Source organism: Streptomyces niveus (assembly GCF_001723055.1).
GTDB lineage: Bacteria > Actinomycetota > Actinomycetes > Streptomycetales > Streptomycetaceae > Streptomyces > Streptomyces niveus.
This window is the reverse complement of the sequence record NZ_MDCR01000009.1, coordinates 42069-64724: the sequence shown is the minus strand read 5'-3', so window position 1 is coordinate 64724 and position 22656 is coordinate 42069. Positions and strand designations below refer to the sequence as shown.

At 69.3% G+C, this 22656-nt stretch carries 22 protein-coding genes and 1 pseudogene; 10 read left to right on the top strand and 13 right to left on the bottom strand.

Annotated features, from left to right (window positions below):
• Positions 1-263 precede the first annotated feature (263 nt).
• Positions 264-1883: a chitinase gene (locus tag BHU15_RS01335; RefSeq protein WP_247748509.1), complete on the top strand. Its 1620-nt coding sequence runs from the start codon at positions 264-266 to the stop codon at positions 1881-1883.
• 208 nt (positions 1884-2091) lie between these two features.
• Positions 2092-3072, top strand: a complete 981-nt coding sequence (locus BHU15_RS01330) for a chitinase (protein WP_069625465.1) — start codon at positions 2092-2094, stop codon at positions 3070-3072.
• An 89-nt stretch (positions 3073-3161) separates the two neighbouring features.
• Here BHU15_RS01330 and BHU15_RS01325 read toward each other — a convergent pair whose 3' ends face one another.
• From BHU15_RS01325 to BHU15_RS01300, 6 genes are all read right to left on the bottom strand, one after another.
• Positions 3162-4469 (bottom strand): Nramp family divalent metal transporter, encoded by a 1308-nt coding sequence (locus BHU15_RS01325; protein ID WP_069625464.1) that lies wholly within the window; start codon positions 4467-4469, stop codon positions 3162-3164.
• A gap of 116 nt (positions 4470-4585) precedes the next feature.
• Positions 4586-5026 carry a hypothetical protein gene (locus BHU15_RS01320; protein ID WP_069625463.1) on the bottom strand — a complete coding sequence of 147 codons (441 nt, stop codon included), beginning with the start codon at positions 5024-5026 and terminating at the stop codon, positions 4586-4588.
• Between the two features lie 41 nt (positions 5027-5067).
• Entirely contained in the window at positions 5068-6546 is a 1479-nt protein-coding gene (locus BHU15_RS01315; RefSeq protein ID WP_069625462.1) for a GntP family permease, read from the bottom strand.
• A gap of 131 nt (positions 6547-6677) precedes the next feature.
• A complete protein-coding gene (locus BHU15_RS01310) occupies positions 6678-7097 on the bottom strand; it encodes a RidA family protein (protein WP_023539024.1) in 420 nt (139 codons plus the stop codon).
• Positions 7094-7909 carry an IclR family transcriptional regulator gene (locus BHU15_RS01305; protein ID WP_069625461.1) on the bottom strand — a complete coding sequence of 272 codons (816 nt, stop codon included), beginning with the start codon at positions 7907-7909 and terminating at the stop codon, positions 7094-7096. Before BHU15_RS01305 ends, BHU15_RS01310 begins: the two co-directional genes overlap by 4 nt.
• Entirely contained in the window at positions 7906-8937 is a 1032-nt protein-coding gene (locus BHU15_RS01300) for a sugar kinase (protein ID WP_435897042.1), read from the bottom strand. Before BHU15_RS01300 ends, BHU15_RS01305 begins: the two co-directional genes overlap by 4 nt.
• Before the next feature lie 221 nt (positions 8938-9158).
• Between BHU15_RS01300 and BHU15_RS01295 the strand changes: the two genes are divergently transcribed.
• The gene (locus tag BHU15_RS01295) at positions 9159-10448 is read left to right on the top strand and encodes an amino acid deaminase (RefSeq protein ID WP_069625459.1); all 1290 of its coding nucleotides are present in this window, start codon (positions 9159-9161) and stop codon (positions 10446-10448) included.
• 24 nt (positions 10449-10472) lie between these two features.
• Positions 10473-12104, top strand: a complete 1632-nt coding sequence (locus BHU15_RS01290) for an N-acyl-D-amino-acid deacylase family protein (RefSeq protein ID WP_069625458.1) — start codon at positions 10473-10475, stop codon at positions 12102-12104.
• A gap of 18 nt (positions 12105-12122) precedes the next feature.
• On the opposite strand, the gene BHU15_RS01285 is transcribed toward BHU15_RS01290, so the two are convergent.
• The gene (locus tag BHU15_RS01285; RefSeq protein WP_069625457.1) at positions 12123-13745 is read right to left on the bottom strand and encodes a choice-of-anchor I family protein; all 1623 of its coding nucleotides are present in this window, start codon (positions 13743-13745) and stop codon (positions 12123-12125) included.
• Positions 13746-13927: 182 nt separating this feature from the next.
• On the opposite strand from BHU15_RS01285, the gene BHU15_RS01280 reads away from it, so the two are divergent.
• The gene (locus tag BHU15_RS01280) at positions 13928-15139 is read left to right on the top strand and encodes a pyridoxal phosphate-dependent aminotransferase (RefSeq protein WP_069625456.1); all 1212 of its coding nucleotides are present in this window, start codon (positions 13928-13930) and stop codon (positions 15137-15139) included.
• A 78-nt stretch (positions 15140-15217) separates the two neighbouring features.
• Entirely contained in the window at positions 15218-15610 is a 393-nt protein-coding gene (locus BHU15_RS01275) for an SCO4983 family protein (RefSeq protein ID WP_069625455.1), read from the top strand.
• A 13-nt stretch (positions 15611-15623) separates the two neighbouring features.
• On the opposite strand, the pseudogene BHU15_RS01270 reads toward BHU15_RS01275, so the two are convergent.
• The 4 genes and pseudogenes from BHU15_RS01270 to BHU15_RS01255 form a co-directional block, all read right to left on the bottom strand.
• Positions 15624-16711, bottom strand: a pseudogene (locus BHU15_RS01270) (MvdC/MvdD family ATP grasp protein).
• On the bottom strand, positions 16711-16983 hold the full coding sequence (gene tgmA, locus BHU15_RS01265; protein ID WP_069625454.1) for a putative ATP-grasp-modified RiPP: 273 nt from the start codon (positions 16981-16983) through the stop codon (positions 16711-16713). The pseudogene BHU15_RS01270 and the gene tgmA overlap by 1 nt, the downstream one beginning before the upstream one ends.
• Positions 16980-17384: a hypothetical protein gene (locus tag BHU15_RS01260; RefSeq protein ID WP_171908291.1), complete on the bottom strand. Its 405-nt coding sequence runs from the start codon at positions 17382-17384 to the stop codon at positions 16980-16982. Before BHU15_RS01260 ends, tgmA begins: the two co-directional genes overlap by 4 nt.
• Positions 17385-17389: 5 nt before the next feature.
• Positions 17390-17749, bottom strand: a complete 360-nt coding sequence (locus BHU15_RS01255; protein WP_255292995.1) for an ATP-binding protein — start codon at positions 17747-17749, stop codon at positions 17390-17392.
• Between the two features lie 234 nt (positions 17750-17983).
• Here BHU15_RS01255 and BHU15_RS01250 point away from each other — a divergent pair, with 234 nt between their 5' ends.
• From BHU15_RS01250 to BHU15_RS01240, 3 genes are all read left to right on the top strand, one after another.
• On the top strand, positions 17984-19237 hold the full coding sequence (locus tag BHU15_RS01250; protein WP_079127797.1) for a helix-turn-helix domain-containing protein: 1254 nt from the start codon (positions 17984-17986) through the stop codon (positions 19235-19237).
• Between the two features lie 97 nt (positions 19238-19334).
• Positions 19335-19751, top strand: coding sequence for a GNAT family N-acetyltransferase (locus tag BHU15_RS01245; RefSeq protein WP_255292994.1), 417 nt, complete (start codon positions 19335-19337; stop codon positions 19749-19751).
• 25 nt (positions 19752-19776) lie between these two features.
• Positions 19777-20586 carry a class I SAM-dependent methyltransferase gene (locus tag BHU15_RS01240; RefSeq protein WP_069625449.1) on the top strand — a complete coding sequence of 270 codons (810 nt, stop codon included), beginning with the start codon at positions 19777-19779 and terminating at the stop codon, positions 20584-20586.
• 12 nt (positions 20587-20598) lie between these two features.
• Here BHU15_RS01240 and BHU15_RS01235 read toward each other — a convergent pair whose 3' ends face one another.
• Entirely contained in the window at positions 20599-21513 is a 915-nt protein-coding gene (locus BHU15_RS01235) for an alpha/beta hydrolase (protein WP_069625448.1), read from the bottom strand.
• A gap of 115 nt (positions 21514-21628) precedes the next feature.
• Between BHU15_RS01235 and BHU15_RS01230 the strand changes: the two genes are divergently transcribed.
• Positions 21629-22045, top strand: coding sequence for a MarR family winged helix-turn-helix transcriptional regulator (locus BHU15_RS01230; RefSeq protein WP_069625447.1), 417 nt, complete (start codon positions 21629-21631; stop codon positions 22043-22045).
• 179 nt (positions 22046-22224) lie between these two features.
• Here BHU15_RS01230 and BHU15_RS01225 read toward each other — a convergent pair whose 3' ends face one another.
• Complete coding sequence (locus BHU15_RS01225) at positions 22225-22629, bottom strand: hypothetical protein (RefSeq protein WP_069625446.1); 405 nt, start codon at positions 22627-22629, stop codon at positions 22225-22227.
• Positions 22630-22656 lie beyond the last annotated feature (27 nt).

The window sequence follows — 22656 nt, the reverse complement described above, 5'->3', positions numbered from 1 at the left end:
GACCCGTCAATGGCCGGAATTCGCCTCGGCGGGGCGGAAGCGGGGTTCCCGTCGGGAGTTCGTGCCAGAGGTATTGACAACTTGAATGGTCTGGACCATTTTTACGGCCAAGCGGTGGCCACCGTTCCCGACTCGCACCTCCTTCCCGACATCCCCAGCGGAGGCATCAAGTGGAACGTGTACCGAACGGCAGACGCAGACCCCGCAGTTGGCTGGGTGGGGTGGTGGCCGTGTTGGCCGCCGGGGCACTGAGTGTGGGTGGGATGGGGGGCGTCGCCCAGGCCGCCGACATCAATGTCGCCAAGAACGCCGGCTTCGAGGCCGGGCTCGCCAACTGGAGTTGTAGCGGTGGCAGCGGGGCCGTCGTCGGGGCTCCCGTGCGGAGTGGGGCCGGGGCGTTGAAGGGGACCCCCGCCGGGCAGGACAACGCCAGGTGCTCGCAGTCCGTGGCCGTGCAGCCCAACTCGACCTACACGCTGAGCGCGTGGGTCCAGGGCGGGTACGCGTATCTCGGGGCCAGCGGCACCGGGACCACCGACGTGTCGACCTGGACGCCCGGCGAGAGCGGCTGGAAGCAGCTCACCACGACCTTCAGGACCGGTGCGTCGACGCGCGCGGTGACCGTGTACACGCACGGCTGGTACGGGCAGAGCGCGTACCTCGTCGACGACGTGTCCGTGTTCGGGCCGGACGGCGGCGGGGGCGGCGACCCTGACCCGCAGGCGCCGGGTACGCCCGCCGGGCTCGGTGTCGGCGCCGTGACCTCGTCGTCGGTGGCCCTGAGCTGGAACGCGGTGAGCGGCGCGACCGGGTACAACGTCTACCGGGACGGGACCAAGGTCCAGACGGCGACCGGGACTTCGGCGACCGTGACCGGACTCGCGGCAGCCACCTCGTACCAGTTCCAGGTGTCGGCGACCAACGCGGTCGGCGAGTCCGCCAAGTCGGCCGCTGTCAGCGGCCGGACATCACCGGGCGGCGGCGACCCGGGCGGGCCCGCCGTACCGAGGCACGCGCTGACCGGGTACTGGCAGAACTTCAACAACGGCGCCACCGTCCAGAAGCTCAGGGACGTACAGGCGCAGTACGACATCATCGCCGTCGCCTTCGCCGACTCGACGGCCACGCCCGGCCAGATCGTCTTCAACCTCAGTTCGGCGCTCGGCTACTCCGGGGTCGCCGAGTTCAAGTCCGACATCGCCGCGAAGAAGGCCGCCGGCAAGTCCGTGATCATCTCGGTCGGCGGCGAGCTGGGCAACGTGACGATCAACAGTGACGCCTCGGCGACGGCGTTCGCGAACAGCGCCTACGCCCTGATGCAGGAGTACGGCTTCAACGGGATCGACATCGACCTCGAACACGGCATCAACTCCACCTACATGACGAAGGCGTTGCGCCAGCTGTCGGCGAAGGCCGGCTCCGGGATGGTCCTGACCATGGCGCCGCAGACCATCGACATGCAGAACACCGGCACCGAGTACTTCAAGACCGCGCTGGCCGTGAAGGACATCCTCACGGTCGTCAACATGCAGCACTACAACAGCGGTTCGATGCTCGGCTGCGACGGACAGGTCTACTCACAGGGCTCAGTCGACTTCCTCACCGCCCTCGCCTGCATCCAGCTCGAAGGCGGACTCGACCCCTCCCAGGTCGGCATCGGCGTACCGGCGTCCACCCGGGGCGCGGGCAGCGGTTACGTCTCCCCGACCATCGTGAACAACGCGCTGAGCTGTCTGACGCGCGGCACCAACTGCGGCAACTTCAAGCCGTCCAAGACCTACCCGAGCCTGCGCGGCGCGATGACCTGGTCCACCAACTGGGACGCGACGGCCGGCAACGCCTGGTCGAACGCGGTCGGCCCGCACGTCCACGCCCTTCCGTAACTTCCGTAACCCCCGCAACCCCCACGCACAGACCAGCAGCGCCGCCGCTCCCCCGGCGGCGCTGCTGCACGCGCGGGCGCGGCCGGAAGCGGCCCATCTCGTCCAGGCCCTTGACAAGGCCAATGGTCTGGACCAGTTTGTTCGGCGGTACGGACCGGTGGCCACCGTTCCGCACCTCCCCCACCTCTCCCCCCACGGAGGCCATGCAGTGCACACGCTCAAGATCCTCGCCGCGGCAGGCGTTCTCGCCGCCGCCGCGCTGGCCGTACCCGCGGCCAATGCCGCACCCGCCCCGGCGCCGGCCGCCGTACCGGCGCACGCCGTCACCGGCTACTGGCAGAACTTCAACAACGGCGCCACCGTCCAGACACTTGCCGAGGTCCAGGACGACTACGACATCATCGCCGTCGCCTTCGCGGACGCGACCGGCACTCCCGGGCAGGTCGACTTCACCCTCGACTCGGCCGGTCTCGGCGGTTACACCGACGCGCAGTTCAGGGCGGATGTCGCCGCCAAGCAGGCCGCCGGCAAGTCGGTCGTCATCTCCATCGGCGGCGAGAAGGGCACCGTCGCGGTCAACGACGACGCGTCCGCGAAGGCGTTCGCGGACTCCGTGTCCGGGCTGATCGACGAGTACGGCTTCGACGGTGTCGACATCGATCTGGAGAACGGCCTCAACTCCACCTATATGACACAGGCGTTGAAGTCGATCGCCGGTCAGGCGGGCGACGGCTTCGTCCTCACGATGGCGCCGCAGACCATCGACATGCAGTCGACGTCCAACGAGTACTTCAAGACCGCGCTCGCGGTGAAGGACATCCTCACCGTCGTCAACATGCAGTACTACAACAGCGGTTCGATGCTCGGCTGCGACGGACAGGTCTACTCGCAGGGCTCCGTCGACTTCCTCACCGCACTCGCCTGCATCCAGCTCGAAGGCGGACTCGACCCCTCCCAGGTCGGCATCGGCGTACCGGCCTCGCCGAGTGCGGCGGGCGGCGGCTACATCGATCCCAGCGTCGTCAACAACGCGCTGGACTGTCTGACGAAGGGCACCGGCTGCGGGACCTTCAAGCCGTCCAAGACCTACCCGGACCTGCGCGGCGCGATGACCTGGTCCACCAACTGGGACGCCGCGGCGGGCAGCGCCTGGTCCAAGGCGGTCGGCCCGCACGTCCACGGCCTGTAGCCGCAGCGCCGTACCCCGAACCACCCCCCACAGACCGGTGGCGCCGTCGGACTCCGACGGCGCCACCGCGCGTTCCCCTCAGGCCCGGATCACCAGGGCAGGTCCCGCACCTGCTGCACGCACAGCACGACGAACAGCAGTCCGCCCGCCGCGAGCATGGTGTTGCTCAGTTTGCCGTTACGCCATTCCGGCGGCGTACGAGAGGAGTTGAGCAACCACAGCAGCGTGAGCGCCAGGAAGGGCATGAAGAAGGCACCCAGTACGCCGTAGCCCACGACCAGGCCGAACGGCTGGTCCAGGAAGAGCAGCGTGATCGGCGGGAACGTGAGCCAGAGCAGATACGCCCGGAACGGCAGCGACCGCTCGCGCCTGCCCGCCGCGACCTCTGCCACCGTCCCCTCGTCGACCGGGACGCCCTTGCGGTCCAGCTGCCAGCGCTCCACGAAGTCCGCGAACATCAGGCTGACGCCGTGCCACACGCCGATCAGCGACGAGAAGGACGTGGCGAAGAACCCGACCAGGAAGAGCTTGGCCGTCGTGGCGCCGAAGCGCTCCTCCAGGACGGCCCCGAGGTCCACCAGCCCCTGGTCGCCCTTGGTGAGGGCGATCTGCGAGGCGTGCAGCAGCTCGGCGCCGACGATCAGCATCGCGACGACGAAGATGCCGGTGGTGATGTACGCGACGCGGTTGTCCAGCCGCATCACCTTCATCCACCCGGTGTCGGTCCAGCCCTTGGCGTTGACCCAGTACCCGTACGCGGCCATCGTGATGGTGCCGCCCACACCGCCGATCAGACCCAGTGTGTAGAGCAGCGAGCCGTCGGGAAGCACCGGCAGGAGACCGGCGAAGCTCGCGCCGAAGTCGGGCGCGACGCGTATCGCGACGTACACCACCACCACGAACATGATGCCGATCAGGACCGTCATGACCTTCTCGAAGACGGCGTACTGGTTGAACCAGACGAAGACCAGGCCGATCAGGCCCGTGATCACCGCCCACGTCTTGAGGCCGGGACCGTCGGGGAAGAGCGCGACGATCGGCAGCGCGCTGGAGGACATGGCGGTCGCGCCGTAGACGAAGCCCCAGACCACGACGTACACCGCGAAGTAGACCGTGGTCCACTGCCCGAGGCTGCGCCAGCCCTCGAACAGGGTGCGGCCGGTGGCGAGATGCCAGCGGCCGGCCGCCTCGGCGAGCGAGATCTTCACGACGCAGCCGATGACGGCCGCCCAGAGCAGCGTGTAGCCGAACTTGCTGCCCGCGATGAGGGTGGCGACCAGGTCGCCGGCCCCCACACCGGTCGCGGCCACGACGATGCCGGGGCCGATGTACCTCCAACTCGACTTCCGTGGGCCGGACTTGCTCGCGGCTGTGCCGCTGTCGGTGATGTCTGCCATGCGTCGCCTCCACTCTCGTCCCCGTAAGTGACTCGGGTCACCAAATCGGGACGGCGAAGATCGCGCAAGAGGTCCGGCAGACTCGGTTCCGTTTCCGTCTGCCGGACCGGGCCCGTTCAGTGGGGCGGGAGGGGTGGATTGTCCCGGCGGCCGAGATAGACGTTGAGCACGTGACCGAGGTCGCGGAACCAGTGGTTGAGGGTCACGCTGTTGCGCGCCTTCACCCCGCACTCGTAGAACTTCCCGCCGGGCAGGACGACGGCCACCATGAGGCGGTGGCCGCCGACGCCCGGTTTCGAGTGGATGCTCTGGATCTCCGACCACGGGAACTCGGCGCTCTGGCCCTCGAAGTCGAAGGTCACGCCGTTCTCGTCGACGACGATGCCGCTGCGGCTGTCGGCGGCCAGGAACTCCGGGTTGTGGTGCGGGGGTGGGTACGAAGGCGCGTACGCCGGCGGTTGCGGTGGCGCGTACGCCGGCGGCTGCGGCGCCGGCTGCGGCTGCGGCGCCGGCTGCGCGTATGGATTCCCCGGCACCGGACCGTACTGACCGTTCATCTCCAGCCCCCCGTCAGCTGTTCAGTTCAGCCGTACGGTACCTAAATCACCAGGCTGAGCAGCGCGGCGACCACGAATCCGGCCACCGACAGGACCGTCTCCAGCACCGTCCACGACTTCAGGGTGTCGCGCTCGGAGATGCCGAAGTACTTGGCCACCATCCAGAAGCCGCCGTCGTTGACGTGCGAGGCGAAGATCGAACCCGCCGAGATCGCCATGATGATCAGCGCGAGATGCGGCTGCGACATGGACTGGCCCTCGACCAGCGGTACGACGATGCCCGCCGTGGTGACGATCGCGACCGTCGCCGAGCCCTGGGCGACCCGCAGGACGACGGAGATCAGCCACGCCAGCACGATGACCGGCAGACCGACGTCGTTGAAGGTGTCGGCGAGCGCGTCCGCGATGCCGCTGCCCTTGAGTACGGCGCCGAAGACGCCGCCCGCGCCGACCACCAGCAGGATGTTGCCGACCGGCTTCAGGGAGGCGGTCGAGACGGTCTCCAGGGACTGGCGGGACCAGCCGCGCCGGATGCCGAGCAGGTAGTACGCGAGGAACAGCGCGATCGTCAGCGCCACGAAGGGGTGGCCGAAGAACTCCACGACCGACCGGACCGTGCTCGGGTCCAGGGCGATGGAGGAGAACGTCGCCAGCAGGATGAGGAGCAGCGGGGTGCCGATGATCGCCAGCACCGTGCCGAGGGCGACCGGCCGCTCGGGCGGGGTGACACCCGACGCCTTCTGCTCGGCGGCGACGGCGCTCTTGGCCTCGGCCGCGGCCTCGACCATGTCCTGCGGTACGTCGACGAAGAGGCGCTTGCCGATCCACGCGGCGTAGACCCAGGCGGCGAGCACGGCCGGGACACCGACGACGACGCCCATCAGGATGACCCAGCCGAGGTCGACGTCGAAGAGGCCGGCGGCGGCGACGGGGCCGGGGTGCGGGGGCAGGAACGCGTGGGTCATCGACAGGCCGGCGAGCAGCGGCATCGCGTACAGCAGGATCGATTTTCCGGAGCGCTTGGCCGCCGCGTACACGATCGGCGCGAGGACGAAGATGCCGACGTCGAAGAAGACCGGGATGCCGAAGACGACACCGGTGACGCCCATCGCGAGAGGCGCGCGCTTCTCGCCGAAGAGGTTGAGCAGGCGGGTGCTCAACACCTCGGCGCCGCCCGACACTTCGAGGATCGCGCCGAGCATGGTGCCGAGTCCGATGATGATCGCGACATGGCCGAGAATGCCGCCCATGCCGGACTCGATCATCGAGACGGCCGCGGACTTCTGGACCGTTCCGAAGAGTTCGGTCACGGACAGTCCGGCGGCGAGGCCGACGGCTATGGAGACGCCGAGGAGGGCGACGAACGGCTGGAGTCTGACCTTGATGATCAGGACGAGGAGAAGAACGATTCCGAGGACGGCGACGGTCAGCAGACCGGCCGTCCCGTCTATGAGAAGCAGGAGGCCACCGGTGTGGGGCGGTGCCTCGGGCGCGGGGGGTGCTTCGGCGGCGAGCAGCATGAGGGGGGCCTCTGATTTCGTGCATCAGTGCATCAGTGCATCAGTGCGTCGGTGCGCGGTGCAGGGGGATCGCGGCACGGCGCCCGAGGGGTACGGGGGAAGAGGCGCCGTGCCGTGCGGATCGGGTGTGTTCAGCCGAGTACGGCCAGCGCGTCGATCTCGATGAGCAGCCCGGCGGGCAGGCCGACGTACACGGTCGTACGGGCGGCCGGCGGGTCCTGGAGGTTCTGCTCCTCGAAGTAGGCGTTGTAGATCTCGTTCATCTCGGCGAAGTGCGCCACGTCCGTGAGGTAGACGCGCAGCATCATCACGTCGTCCCAGCTCGCGCCGCCCGCCTCCAGCACGGACTTGACGTTGGCGAGGGTCTGGAGCGTCTGCTCGCGGAGCGTCGGTCCGACGACGGTCGGGGCCTCGCCCGGGACGGCCGGGAGGAAGCCGACCTGCCCGGCGACCTGGAGGATGTTGCCCTTGCGGACGCCGTGGGAGAACTTGGCCGGCGGCGCGGCGTGCGTGGCGGGGACGACTGCGGTCTTCGCGCTCTGGTCGCTCATGAGATCTCTTTCTGCAGAACAGGGGGTGCGGGGGGTGCGGGCGCCGGTACGGCCACCGGTGCCGGTTGGTGCGCGTTGCCCGAGTACTCGCGGCTGATCGCGTCCGCGGTGCGGCGCAACAGCGGGAGCAGGGCGAGGAGTTCATCGGCGGTGACGACGACATTCGGCGCGGACACCGACATGGCGGCGACGACCCGGCCGTCCGTACCGCGGATCGGGGCACCGATGCAGTTGATGGACTCCTCGTGACCACCGAGATCGGTGGCCCACCCCTGTTCGCGTACGGTCGCCAGCTCCTTGAGGAACGCGGCGGCGTTCGGGATCGAACGGGGGGTGTACATGGGGAAGTCGAGCCGCTCGGCGAGTGCGCGGCGCTCGGCTTCGGACAGGTCGGCGATGAGCAGCTTGGCGACGGCCGCGACGGTGACGGCGACCGGTTTGCCGATCCGGGAGTACATCCGCACCGGATAGCGGCTCTCGACCTTGTCGATGTAGAGGACCTCGCTGTCCTCTATGACGGCGAGATGGACGGTGTGGCCGCACTGTTCGCCGAGCGACACCAGGTGCGGGTGGGCGATCTCGCGTACGTCCAGGCTCTCGACGGCCTCCTGCGCGAGCGCGAAGAGTCGGGCGCCGAGGCGGTAGCGCTGGTCCTGCTGGCGGTAGACGAGGCCGTGTTCGTGGAGTGTGCGCAGCAGCCGCAGGGCGGTGGACTTGTGTACGTCGAGCCGCGCCGCGACCTGGCCGAGGTCGGCCGGGCCCTGGGCGAGGAGCGGCAGGATGCTCAGCGCGCGGTCGACGGTCTGGCTCATGAGGTGGCCACCGCTTCCGCGGACGCCGCGCCGTCCGTGGCCCCGGCTGTCCTGTCCGTGGCCTCGGACGTCCAGCCGGGGCCCAGGCGCAGCGCGCCCCACGCCGCGTCGTCCAGTGCGGCGAGCCGGTCGGCGTGGGCGCGGGCGGGCGGGACGCAGACGTCGCCCGCGTCGGTGAGTACGGCGGCGGCCATCAGGTGGCCGTGGCGCAGCCGGGCCCCGGTCGGCAGGCCCCGGAGGGTCGCGGACAGGAAGCCCGCGGCGAAGGCGTCGCCCGCGCCGACGGGGGCCACGACGTCGACCGCGAGGGCGGGTACGGAGGTGACGGTGTCGGCCCCGTCCTCCTCGTCCCGTACGAACGCGGTGGCGCCGTCCGCCCCGGCCTTCACGACCAGCACCGCGGGCTCGGGCAGCGCCGCGCGGATCGCCCGCGGGCTGTGCAGGTCCCAGAGCTGCGCGGCCTCGTCGTCGCCGACGAAGACGAGGTCGGCGCCGCGCGCGATGGCGAGCAGCACGGCCGGTCCCGAGTCGTCGCGCCACAGCGCGGGCCGGTGGTTGACGTCGAAGGAGAGCAGCGGGCGGCCGGTCCCGCGCTCGGCCAGCTCGCGCATCAGGGCCAGGCAGTCGTCCGAGAGCGCGGCCGTGATGCCGGACAGGTGCAGGACGCGGCCCGAGAACAGGTCGGCGCGGTCCATCGTGCCGGGGGACATCGCGGACGCGGCGGATCCCGCCCGGTAGTAGGCGACCTCGTGGGCGGTGGTGGAACGGTCGGTGGCGGTACGGAAGTAGATGCCGGTCGGGCGGCCGTCCGCGTCGCGGCGTACGGCGGAGGTGTCGACGCCGTACGCGCCGATCGCCTCCACGAGATGGTCGCCGAAGCCGTCGGCGCCGACCCGGCTGATCCACTTCACCGGGTGCCCGGCGGCGGCGAGCGCGCAGGCGACGTTCGACTCGGCGCCGCCGATGGTGCGGGTGAAGGCCGGGACGTCGGCGAGGCGGCCGGGGTGCGAGGGCAGGAAGGTGACCATCGACTCGCCGAGGCAGACAACCTCCGTGGGGCGTGTCGGGTCCGCTGCTACCGGTGCGGGCACTCGGGGCTCCTCGTTCGTCTGTCGGCCGGAGGCGCCGGGGCTCATCATTGACCCGGCAACGGCTCGGATGTTAGACAGCGTCAAGCGATATGCGCAATGGGTGTTGCACATGTTGCAACGGGATCGATGCGAGACAGATGACAGACGGAGGAAGCCCTATGGCGGTCGGCGGACGGCTCGGCGAAGAGCACCTGAGGGACGAACGTCTCGACCACCGTTTCAAGGGGCTGCCCCCCGACGCCGACGGCCGCACCGTCGCCGAGCTGGCCGCCGAGCGCCGCTCCCTGTTCACCGGCGGGTTCACCACCCCGGTGCTCGCCCTCTCCGCCGAGTCCCTGACCCACAACCTCGCGCTCCTGGAGACGTACTCCGAGCGCCACGGCCTGGCGTTCGCCCCGCACGGCAAGACGTCCATGTCCCCGCAGCTCTTCGCGCGCCAACTCGACCACGGGGCCTGGGGGATCACCGCCGCGCTCCCCCACCAGGTGCGTGTCTACCGGGCGTTCGGCATCCAGCGGATCTTCCTCGCCAACGAGGTCGTCGACGCGGTCGCGCTGCGCTGGCTCTCCGCCGAGCTGGACGCGGACCCGGGCTTCCGCTTCATCTGTTACGTCGACTCGGTGCGCGGTGTCGAGCTGATGGACGAGGCGCTGCGCGCCGCGGGCGGCACGCGCCCCGTGGACGTCGTCGTGGAGCTGGGCGCGGGCGACGGCGCGCGGACCGGTGTCCGCAAGGAGGCCGAGTGCGCGCTGGTCGCCGACGCCGTCGCCGCCACCGGGACGCTGCGGCTGGTGGGCGTCGCCGGTTACGAGGGCGAGGTGCCGCACGCCGACAACGACAACGTGCGCGCCTGGCTGCGCCGGCTGACAGCGCTGGCGGCCGAGTTCGACGCGGCGGGCCGGTTCTCCGGCACCGTGGACGAGATCGTGGTGAGCGCGGGCGGCAGCGCGTGGTTCGACGCTGTGGCGGACGTGTTCGCCGAGATCCCGGTGCTGTCCCGCCCCGTACTGAAGCTGCTGCGCTCGGGGGCGTACGTCTCGCACGACGACGGGCACTACAAGCGGCTGACGCCCTTCAACCGGGTCCCGGCCGAGGGCGCCCTTCAGCCGGCCTTCCGGCTCTGGGCGCAGGTGATCTCGCGCCCGTCGCCGGAGCAGGCGTTCGTGAACGCGGGCAAGCGGGACGCGGCGTACGACCTCGACCTGCCGGAGGCGCAGGTGGTGCGCGACGCGCGCACCGGTGAGATCCGTCCGGCGCGCGGCATCACGGTGACCGGTCTCTCCGACCAGCACGGCAAGCTGCACACCTCGCCCGACGCGGTGATCGAGGTCGGTGACTGGGTGGGCTTCGGTCTGTCGCATCCGTGCACGTCGTTCGACAAGTGGCAGCTGATCCCGCTGGTCGACGCGGACGGCACGGTCACCGATCTCATCCGTACGTTCTTCTAGGACCGGTACAGGAGCTGTTGAGCCATGGATCTCGTCATACGGGACGTGAGCGTCGTCGACGGCACGGGGCAGGACTCCTACCGGGCCGACGTCGGCGTCACCGGCGGCCGGATCGACACGATCCGCCGGCACGGGCCGGGCGCGGGCGCGCCGCTCTCCGGGGCGCGCGTCCTGGACGCCGGCGGCCTCGCGCTCGCCCCCGGTTTCATCGACATGCACGCGCACAGCGATCTCGCGCTGCTGCGCGACCCCGACCACTCGGCGAAGGCCGCGCAGGGGGTGACCCTTGAGGTGATCGGGCAGGACGGCCTGTCGTACGCGCCCGTCGACGACACCACGCTCGCCGAGGTCCGCAGGGCGATCACCGGCTGGAACGGGGGCGGGCCGGGCGACACGTCGGTCGACTTCGACTGGCGGACGGTGGGCGAGTATCTGGACCGGCTCGACCACGGCTTCGACGGCCGGGGCATCGCCGTCAACGCGGCGTATCTCGTCCCGCAGGGCACGGTCCGGATGTACGCGGTCGGCCAGGACGACCGCCCGGCGACCCCGGCCGAGCTGGACCGGATGCGCCAACTGGTCGCCGAATCAATGGAGCAGGGCGCCGTCGGCATGTCGTCGGGGCTGACGTACACCCCCGGCATGTACGCGGACGACGCCGAACTCACGGAGCTGTGCCGGGTGGTGGCGCGCCACGACGGCTACTACTGCCCGCACCACCGCAGTTACGGCGCGGGCGCCCTGCGCGCGTACGAGGAGATGGTCGACCTCACGCGGACCGCAGGCTGCGCGCTCCATCTCGCCCACGCCACCATGAACTTCGGCGTGAACAAGGGCAAGGCCCCTGATCTGATCGCCCTGCTGGACAAGGCGCTGGACACCGGCGCGGACATCTCGCTCGACACCTATCCGTACACGCCGGGCTGTACGACGCTGGTGGCGATGCTGCCCAGCTGGGCGAGCGCGGGCGGCCAGGACGCGATCCTGGAGCGGCTGCGGGACGCGTCGACGGCGGAGAAGATCCGGCACCACATGGAGGAGATCGGCGCGGACGGCTGCCACGGGGTGCCCATCGAGTGGGACACCATCGAGATCTCCGGGGTCGCCGACCCCGCTCTCACCGCGTACGTCGGCCGGACGATCGCCGAGACGGCGCGGCTGCGCGGCGAGAGCGGCTGGCTGACCGCCCGCAAGCTGCTGATCGACGACCGGCTCGGCTCGACGATCCTCCAGCATGTCGGGCACGAGGAGAACGTGCGGGAGATCATGCGCCACCGCGTGCACACGGGCGGCAGCGACGGCATCCTCCAGGGCGCGAAGCCGCATCCGCGCGCGTACGGCACGTTCCCCCAGTATCTGGGGCGGTACGTACGGGAGTTGGGCGTCCTGTCGCTGGAGGAGTGCGTGGCCCATCTGACCTCGCGCCCGGCGGCCCGGCTGCGCCTCACGGACCGGGGTCTGGTCCGTGAGGGCTACCGCGCGGACCTGGTGCTCTTCGACCCGGCGACGGTCGCGGCGGGCTCGACCTTCGCGTCCCCGCGCACGCTGCCGGTGGGTGTTCCGCACGTACTGATCGACGGCCGCTTCGTGATCGAGGACGGCCGGCGCACGGACGTACTGGCGGGGCGGTCGGTACGGCGTACCGACCGCCCCTGATCCCCGGCGGCCGGGTGTCTAGCCGACCCGGTAGATCGACGTCGTACCGCTGACCTCGTTGCCGACGACCAGCAGCGCGTCACCCGTCGGGCTGTCCTTCGCCGCGACGAACAGCACGCCCTCCGGGCCCAGGTCACCGGCCGTGCCGGCCTCCGGGTCGCCCTCGAAATCACGGGAGTTGACGTACCCGGCGGCCTTCGGGCGGCGCGGGTCGCTCAGGTCGTACGCGGCGATGCCGCCGATCCGCTCCAGGCCGACGAAGGCGTACGTCGTGCCGCGCACGGATCCGGTGGTGATGCCCTCCGGCTCCGGGCCCTTGTTGTCGCTGCGGCTGTCGGGGGCGTTCTCGGCGTGGTCGGTGTTGAAGTTCTTGCCGAACGCCTTGGCCGTGAGCTGCTCAAGGTCGTCCCCGGAGTCCCAGACGAGCCGGCCGCGCTCGTCGCGTACGGAGATCGAGCGACCGCCCAGCGAGTTCAGCTCGGTGACCCGGCCCTGGCTGTCGGTGGGCGAGGTGGTGGTGATGTTGAGGCGGCCGAGCGCGTCGTCCTTCTGGAGCGCGGCGGCGTCGGGGAACGCCTTCGGGTTCAGCTCGACGTCCTTGACGCGCACCTCCTCCGCGTAGCAGTCCCAGTCGCGGGCGTCGCCCTCGTTGGCGCTGACGGTGTACTCGCCGCCGCGCGCGGTGAAGGCGTGGATCCCGTCGGGCTTGTAGAGGCCCTTGACCGGCCAGGTGCGGATGTTGGCGCCGCCGTCCTTGTCGGAGGCGTCGAGGCCGTTGCCGGGCTTGGAGTGGTCCTTCTTGCCGAGCGGGACGATCTTCTCGACCTCGGCGCGGCGCAGGTCGACGAGCGCGAGCGCGTTGTTCTCCTGGAGCGTGACCCAGGCGGTGCGGCCGTCCTTGGACACCGCCACGTACTCGGGCTCGATGTCCTGGCTGACGGAGGCGTTCGGGCCGTAGATCAGTACGCCGTCCCGTGTCAGCTCGTCCTTCTTGCGGTCCCACTTCTCGAAGCCGGCGGTGCGCGCGGTGGCGCGGCGCAGGTCGCCGCCCCGGCCCCGGTCCAGGTCGATGACGCTGACGGAGCCGACGGGGTCGACACCGGCGGGCTCCTCGCCGCCGGGCGGGCAGTACGAGTCGGGCTCGCCCTCGTTCGCGACGACGACGCGGTCACCCTTGGGGGTGAACGTCACCATGTCGGGCAGGGCGCCGACCCGTACCTCCTTCAGCTTGCGTCCGTCGGAGGCGCGGAAGAACGCGACCGTGCCCCGGTCGGTCTTGGCCTCGGCCTGCTGGGCGACGGCGACCAGGCCGTCGTGGATGCTGACGCTGTTGGCGCCGGGCGTGGCCAGCTGGCCGGTCTTGCGGGGCTTGGCGGGGTTCCGGATGTCGAGGATGTCGACGGTGCCGGCCTGCGCGTTGATCGTGAAGACCTTGCGGGTCTTCGAGTCGTACGCGGTGATCTCCGCACCGCCCTCGTCGTACTTGCCGCTCTCGTAGCGGCCGAGGAAGGTGAGGTCGAGCTTGCCGCCCTGGCCGGGCTTGGTGTGCGAGCCGGTGGCGAGCGCCGACGGCAGCAGAGCGGTGGTGGCGGCCATGACCGTGACGGTGGCCAGGGCGAGGAGTGTGCTGCGCTTCTTCATGAGCGCCCAGCGTTGTGGGAACCTCCGCTGGCCGGGTGAACTGTCCGGGCCTCCGAAGTGAACACTGCCTCAACAAAATGCGCGCGCCGCCGCCGGAATCCCGGGGCCGCCCGTCTCACACTCCGGACGACGTGGTCAAAAACACCAGGCGTCCCGCTGAACCCGGCCGTAAGCTCGCCGTCATGCAGGTCATCCAGTCAACCAAGCTCGCCAATGTCTGTTACGAGATCCGGGGCCCCGTCCTCGACGAGGCGATGCGGCTGGAGGCAGCAGGCCACCGCATCCTCAAGCTCAACACGGGGAATCCGGCGGCGTTCGGCTTCGAGTGCCCGCCCGAGATCCTGGAGGACGTCCTCCGCAATCTCGGCGACGCGCACGGTTACGGCGACGCGAAGGGCCTGCTCTCCGCCCGGCGCGCGGTGATGCAGCACTACCAGACCAAGAACATCGACCTGGACGTCGAGGACATCTACCTCGGCAACGGCGTCTCCGAGCTGATCCAGATGTCGATGCAGGCGCTGCTCGACGACGGCGACGAGGTCCTCGTACCGGCGCCGGACTATCCGCTGTGGACCGCGTCCGTCTCCCTGGCCGGCGGTACGGCCGTGCACTACCGCTGCGACGAGCAGGCGGAGTGGATGCCGGACCTGGCCGACGTCGAGCGCAAGATCACCGACCGCACCAAGGCGATCGTGATCATCAACCCGAACAATCCGACCGGCGCCGTGTACAGCGACGAGATGCTGCGCGGGCTGACCGAGATCGCGCGCCGGCACAGCCTGATCGTCTGCTCGGACGAGATCTACGACCGGATCCTGTACGACGGCGCGACCCACACCCCGACAGCCGCCATCGCGCCGGATCTGCTGACCCTCACGTTCAACGGCCTGTCGAAGAACTACCGCGTCGCGGGCTTCCGCTCCGGCTGGCTGGCGGTCTGCGGCCCGAAGACGCACGCGTCCTCGTACATCGAGGGCCTGACGATCCTGGCCAACATGCGGCTGTGCGCGAACATGCCCTCGCAGCACGCGGTGGCGACGGCGCTGGGCGGCCGGCAGTCGATCCAGGACCTGGTCCTGCCGGGCGGGCGCATCCTGGAGCAGCGGAACACGGCGTACGACCTGCTGACGCGGATCCCGGGTGTCACCTGCGTGAAGCCGAAGGGCGCGCTGTATCTCTTCCCGCGGCTCGACCCGAAGGTCTACAAGATCAAGGACGACCGGCAGCTGGTCCTCGACCTGCTGGCCCGCGAGAAGATCATGGTCGTGCACGGGACGGGCTTCAACTGGCCGGAGCCCGATCACTTCCGCATCGTGACGCTCCCGGCGGCGCAGGAGCTGGCGGACGCGGTGACGCGGATCGGGAACTTCCTGGACGGCTACTCGCAGCCGTAAAGCACAGTTCGACCGGACTCAACTTTAGACTGATTCCAATGTAGGATGGTCTCCTGACGACGGCAGGAGGCCATTCCCATGTACGAGCCGATCCGCACCAAGTCGGTCCACTCCATGGCCGGCGCCGACGCGGACACCGACTTCCCGCACCGCACCCGCGAGGAGGAGCTGGACATCCAGCTCGCCGGGCACCTCGCGGCGCTGCTCGCCGTCACCGACGACCTCGGGCTCGACCACGAGGCGGACCGGATCGCCCACGAGGTGACCCGGCTGCGCGGCAGCGCGCCGCCCCGCACCTCCGCGTCGGCCGACTCCCCCGCGGACCTGCACCGCCGCGCACTCGCCCTGGCGGGCCGGGCGCTGGTCGTCGCCGCCTCGCGGGCGGACACGGCGGCGGCGATCCTCGCGGCCGAACGGATGGACGCGCACACGGCGGCGCTGCACGAGCAGCGGCTCGTGGACGCCGGCTGACGGTCCGCGTGCGTCAGATCGGCAGGTCCCAGCTTGGGCCGTGGTGGGTGCCGAGCCACACTCGCTGACCTGCGGCCGAGACGGTGATGCCGAATTCCCGCTGGTGTGGTTCGCCGGCGTCCTGCCACAGCCGCATGGCCCGCTCGACTCGATCCCACAGGGGGACGGGCCCACGCTGCACGACGCTCCATCCTCCGTTGGTGTCGGGCGCCGTGCGGGCCTGCGAACCGGTGGACACGTCCCAAAGGAAGTACCAGTCACCGCAGGCGGTTACGGCGAAGTCGAACGCGCCATAGATCAAACGAAGTTCAGCGAGGTAGACCATCACCGCACACGCCACTCGGGAACCTCGACCGGTGTGCACGTCATGAGGTTCTGGCGGTGGCGCCAGTCGATGTCGGGGCTGTCGATCCGGACCCCGAACAGCCGGTCGCCCACGGCGGTCACCCGCACGTCGAAAGCCTTGTCCACCTTGGCTTGGAACATGTGGGGGCACACGGACACGGCGTCGGTGATCTCGGGCCCGTACACCTCCCGGACCCAGACGCTGTGCGGTTGGTCGTCAACGCGGTAGGGCGTGTTCCACAACGGCTTGTAGACCACTCCGCCGGGTTGGAACGTAACGAACTCCCGTGCTTCTTGAGGGTCGTTGGTAACCACCGTACTGGGCACCAGGAATCCGCAGCGTTGTGCGGTGAAAAGCTGAGACGGCTTGAACTCGGCAGCCCGGTTGTTCCACGGATGATTGAGATAGCTCGCTCCGGTCAGGGACGCGAGGATGCCCCCAGCGCCCCACAGCGACTGCTCTGCCGCAAACCTGCGGTCTTGGCCGGCCAGCGCGGGTGGACCCCCATACGGCGAGGGCCTGCGCACCCAGACCGACCGAACCCGGGTGGTGTCGAGTTCCCGGCTCGCCGTGCGCAGGGTGCCCCACTGCTTGCCCGCGCGGTACGTGGCGGTGAGCGAAGCACCCGCGTGCAGGTCGGCGCCGGGATCGAGACGGACCGCGGAAAGGCGGCGTTCAGCGAGAAGCCGCAACACCACGTCCGCCGTCACGTCGCAGGGATTGGTCAGCACCAGTACCGACCTGCGGCCCTCCATCAACCGGAACTCCGGTCCTGGTCGTAGGACTCGGTGCTGTCCGCGTCGGTCGCACCCCCGGGGCCGGACCCGTCACCGGGGGTGGTCGTGGTGGGCGTCAGACCGCTGGTGCTGGTGCCGTGACTGCCCAGCTCGACCGTACGACCGTGCTCGTCCTCGATCAGCGCGATCTGTGTGTCGGGGTCAATCACGGGCCTGTACTGCTGGACCGTGGTGGTGGCCGCGTACGACCCCATTCGCCGCGTGCCCCACGGTGCGGGTGTCTGCGTCATTCTTCCTCCTTGGTCTGTTCTGCGGTCCCACGGGGTTCCGCGGGGACTTCGCTCACGCTGACCTGCGCCAACCGCCTTAACCCGGCCTCCAGTTCCCGTAGGACCGCGGCGCTCGGCGTCGCGTATCCGTCGCGGGGGACCCACTCGGGAGCCAGGCGCCAGAATGCGCCCGCGTCGATGAGGGCTTCCATTTCGGCGGTGGTGCCCGATCCCCCCTGCTCACGTGTACGTCGCGGCAGAGTCACCGGTGCGATGAACCGGAGCCGCGTGGGATCCTCGGCGATCCACTCACCGGGACCCTGCACCGGCCGAAGTACGTAGTCGCCTCGGCGGACGTCGGTGAGGATCGCCAGCCGCCCCGAGACTTCGTCGCGTACGTGGTCGCCAACCCAGGGCTTCACCTCCGTCACTCGCCGGCCTCGCACTTCAGGTCGCCCCAGACTCGTTTCCCCTCAGAGAGAAGCTCCGTGCCCCACCGCCAGGTCAGCGCGTCGATGATGGCGAGCCCCCGCCCGGTCTCGTGGTGGTCGCCGGTCGTCGTCCGAAGCGTCGGGATTGTTTTCGAGTTGTCCGCCACCGCGATACGCACGAACGTCTCGCTGGGCCGGGAAACGGTCACGCGGATCGAGTAAGTACGCGTGTGTGCCACAGAGTTGGACACCAACTCCGTCACGACCAGAGCCCCTGTGTCAGCTAGGTGTTTCAGGCCCCAGGCCTCCAGCGTGGTGCGGACGAGCGATCGGGCCGGAAGGGCACTCCTTGCCATGCACGGCAGGATCTGGGTGTAGCCGGGATGCTCGGTGCGTGTGGGGCGAGCGGTAGTGGTCACAGGCATCAGGACCTCGGGTCGGTGAGCGGACAAGTACGGGCGGCCTGACTCAGTGAACGACTCTCCGACACAGAGCGTGAGGAAAAGAGGGTGCTGCGTGAATCGCTCAGAACCGGAAACTTTCGGGGAAGTCGGTTCTCTGCGGGCGAATCGCGTAGCTACGTTGATCCTGTGGAGGACAACCAGAGCCTCAAGCGACGTATGGCAGAAGCGGGCTTCACCCAGGCAGAGTTGGCCGAAGCGGTGAACGCCGATCTGCGAGCGGCGGGCTACGAGGGCTCCGTCAGTGACCGGACGGTCCGCAACTGGCTGACCGGAAAAACCCGGTGGCCGCACCGTCGGCAACGGGCGGCGCTGGAGGCAGTATTCAACTGCCCCGCCGTTGAGCTGGGCTTCGTCCCCCGGAGGGGAGAACCCTCCTCCTCGGGTATGGCATCACCGGAGGATGCAGTGCTTCGCCGCCATTTCATCAGCGTCGCAACCGGCACGGCGCTGGCTTCTGTAGCGCAGAAGCGCGTAGGAGCCAGCGATGTACAGCGGTTGCTGTCCAAGTTCGCGGCCCTGGTCTCCAGCGACGTCCGGTACGGCAGCAGGCTCGCCATCGAGAGCCAGGCGTCCGCTCTCGCCGGACAGGCCCTGGCCCTCCAGGCGCGTGGAGGTGCCAGCCAGCGGGTGCGTGAGGCCCTGTACGGATGTGCCGCGTCGTTCACGTCCAGCGCGATGTGGGCTGCCATCGACTGCCGTCGCTTCGACACCGCCCAGCGCCACTTCGACCGGGCATCGAGCTTGGCGACCATGTCCGGAGATCCGACCATCCAGTTCCGTATCTGGTCCCACGCCGGGAGTCTCTACCGCCACATCGGACGACCGGCGGACGCCCTCGCGGCGAACGACGTCGCGCGCAACCTGCCCCTCGCCCGCCGTGACCCGATGTTCGCGTCCCTCGGGCACGCCCGCCACGCGGCCGTCTTCGCCCTCATCGGCGACTCACGAGCCACCCGCCAGGCTCTCGCCCATGCACGTGACGCGTACGGGCGGGCAGACCCCGACATCCCACGCCCGCTGTGGATGACCGCAGTCTGCGACCAAGCGGAACTCGAAGAGCTGTCCCTTTCCGCGCACCTCAGCCTCGGCAACTACGCTGACGCCGAGGCCCACGCCCACAAGAGCCTGGCCTTCCTCCGCCCGTACATGCAGCGCGACCGCGCCATCGTCACCGCGCGCCTCGCCCACGCGCAGCTCGGGCAGGGCGACGCGGAGGCCGCTGTGGCGACCGCACTGTCGGTTCCCGCCGACCTGACCAGCCGGCATCCGCGCGTCAGCGGCGTACTGCTGGATTTCGGCAAAGCGCTCCGCGCGACGGCTCCGGCCAGCCCGTTCACCCGCAGTTGGGAAGAGCGCAGCAGTAACTCCCAATGCTCTTGAGTGACATCGCGCTCCCAACACCTGCCCGACCAGCCCTACCGTGACATGCCGACGGCCCGGCCCACGCCAATACCAGCTCCACCAGCCCCACAACTCGGTGGAGCGATACGGGGAACGACTGGCCAGACACGGATCCGAACCCGGCTGGGAAGCCGTCATCGGATTCGAAGGCGACAGCCCGGTCGGCTATGCCTACGTCAACACCCTCGCGACGGATGACCGTTGGTGGCAGCGGATGTCGCCACCCCTCGCAGAGACATACACGAACACCCCCACCGTGGCCTTGAAAGAAATCATGCTCCGCGTGCCATGGCGTGGCAGCGGGACCTCCAAGCGCATCCATGACGAACTGCTCTCCATCCGTCAGGAGAAGCAGGTCTCACTCCTGGTGAATCCACTGGCAGGAAACGGCAAGGTCAAAGCGCTGTACGAAGCTTGGGGATACGAGCAAGTCAGCCAGCAGCAACCCACGCCGGACGGCCCGGTACTCGCCGCGATGCTCCGCTCTGTGTGAGCCAGTGAAGGTCATACTCAAATACATGTCGAACCCAGAGCTGGCGGCAGAGATCGAGCACTTCTACTCGCACGTCATCGACGAGGGTGACCGACTGTGCGTGTCGGCGGACGGTCGGCTCGAACTGCTGCGAACGCGGGAACTCCTGCGGCGCTTCCTCCCGCCCGCGCCGGCTCGCGTGCTGGATGTCGGGGGTGGCACGGGCGTCCATGCCCGGTGGCTGGTCGAGGACGGGTATCACGTCGACCTGGTTGATCCAGTCGCCCGGCATGTCGGACAAGCGGCTTCGGTCTGCCCCTCATCGCTGGGTGACGCTCGCGCGCTTGAGGCTGCGGATGCGAGCTACGACGTGGTGCAGGTGCTGGGCCCCCTCTACCACCTTCCCGACCGGGCCGACCGGCGTCAGGCACTGTCCGAAGCGCTGCGTGTGGTGCGGCCCGGCGGGCTCGTGGCCGCCGGGGCCATCAACAGGTATTCCTCGCTCTTCGAGCACACCGCCCTCGCACACCTGCATGCCGACCGGATGCGGACGGCGATCTCCACGATCCTCCGCACGGCTGTTCACGATGGCAAGCGCGGCTTCACCCTGGCTTACTTCCACCGCGCCGAGGAACTCGCCGATGAATTGCGCGACGTCGGCCTTGTGGATGTGGCGGTGTTCGGGATCGAGGGACCGGCGTGGTCCATCCTCAAGGCCGTGGAGCAGCACGCCGGTCCGGAGCCGAGCGAAGATCTCTTCGAGTCCGTTCTGGCAGCGGCGCGTCTGGCCGAGCCCTACCCTGAACTCCTCGCGTCCAGCTCCCACTTGCTGGCAGTCGGGAAGGCGCCCGCGTAACAGAGCGTTGATTCACAGATTGTTCAAGTAGAAGTCGACGAGCCGGTCGACGGCGGCGTCGACGTACTCGGGCTCGTCGTACATCTCGTAGTGGCCCGCGCCGTCGATCACCATGAGGTCGACCGGGTTGGGTGCCAGCTTCCACAACTGCATGCCGGACTCGTAGGAGCCGGTGTTGCCGATTCGTCCGGCGAGGATGACCTGCAGCGGTTGGGTCAAGAGCTGGTCGACCAGGTGGTACGCGTCGTAGCCCAGCAGCAGCGAATCGCCGCGCGAGAGGCGGCGGTTCGTGGAGTGTTCGTTCCCGCCCCGCCCGGTGCGGTAGTAGGTGACCGCCTGAGTCGTGTCGATGTCGGTCAGGCCTGCCTCAGTGGCTTCTTCCAAGGTGTCGGGCAGCCAGTTCACGCGGGTCAGCTCGCCGGAGCGGGATTCTTCGGTGCGTGCGTCGGCCATGGCGTCGAGCGCGGCGACCGCGCCGTCCGGCTGGAAGCCGCGGAAGGACGTGCCCATGTTGCCCGGGACGACCGTGCCGACCGCCTTGATGCGGTGGTCCGTGCGGGCGGTGTGCACCGCGTAGCCTCCGCCGGCGCAGATGCCCAGGACGCCGATGCGGTCCGGGGCGATGCCGGGGATCACGCTGAGCGCGTCGATCGCGTAGGAGATGTCCTCGCCGCGGCGGTAGGGGTCTTCGAGGTCGCGGGGCTCTCCGCCGCTCTGACCTTGATGGGCGGGGTCGAACACGAGCGCCGCGACGCCGCGGGCCGCGAGGCGGGAAGCGTAGTTGGCGCCGATCTGCTCCTTCACGCTGCTGCCGGGCGTGGAGAGCACCACGGCGCGAAGTGGCGCCGCTTGGTCGAAGCTGTCGGGCAGGTGGAGGTCGGCTGCGAGATCGATCGGTCCGCGCGGGATCGTGATGTGCTCAAGCATCAGATGGCGCCTTTCGAGTCGGCGTTTGTTCCATGGTCGGCCAGTACGAAGACCGCTGTGGTACAGTTTGGAACTAATTCAAGACTGTACCACCTGGCTGGACGGAGGGGCTCGCGTGGCGGTTGACGGGGCGCAGCTGTGGACGCTGAACCAGCGTCTGCTCAGCGTCGTCATGGACGCGTGCAGCACCGAACTGGGAGAAATCGGGCTGGAGACGAAGGAGTTCTTCGTGCTGGCCGAGGTGGCCGCGTCGCCGTATCCCGCCGAACTCGCCGCGGCACTGATGATCCCTAAGGCGAGCGTCACGGTCTACGTACGCAACCTCGTCGCAAAGGGGTTCATGCGGCGCGAGATCGACGACGAGGACCTGCGGCGGCATCGGCTCATACTGACCGACGCGGGTGAGGCAGCGCGGGACCGCGCGCTCTCGGCGCTCGCGGCGGAGTTCGACCGCAGGCTGGCGAGGATCACCCCGCAGGACCGCACCGAGCTGCGGCGCATCCTTCTGGAGATGCTCAAGTCGCCGCAATGAGGCCATGATGACGAGCGGTCGGCCTTCGGGAATTACCCCGTCCCGTTCCGCAACGGGACGGCCCCTTCACCTCCCGCACACCTGACTCATCGCGGAACAGGTTCGGAGATGCGGAGGCCCGCCGCCAGGAATCCCTCACCCACTACCCGACGGTATGGCGCGGGCCCGGCCCGTGCCGGCTACGTGTTCCGGGTGTTGTCGGAGATCTTGTCGAGGTCGCGCATCACCTCGGCGTGGGAGCTCATCCGGGCGGTCACGCTGCCGGTCGTGAAGAGCCCCACACCGACGACGGACAGCGGCACGGAGAGCCCGAGCACGGCCAGGGCCTCGGGCCAGTCGCGTTCGTTCTGGCACCAATCGCCGTTCCCGAGGCCGTCGTTGGCCGTGCCGAATTCGGTCAGCAGCCGCGACTCGCACTCCTCGGGGTGCTCGTCGTCGGGCTCGGTGTCGACCGAGTACGGCGTGAGCAGCAACACGGCGCACCATGTCCACAGGATCGCCGCCCCCGCCAGGAGGCCGATGCCCCAGGCGCGTATTCGCCGGGCCTTGGTGCGGAAGTCGTAGTCGTACTCGCGTGATCGCATCGCGCACGAATCTAACAGCGCCCCATC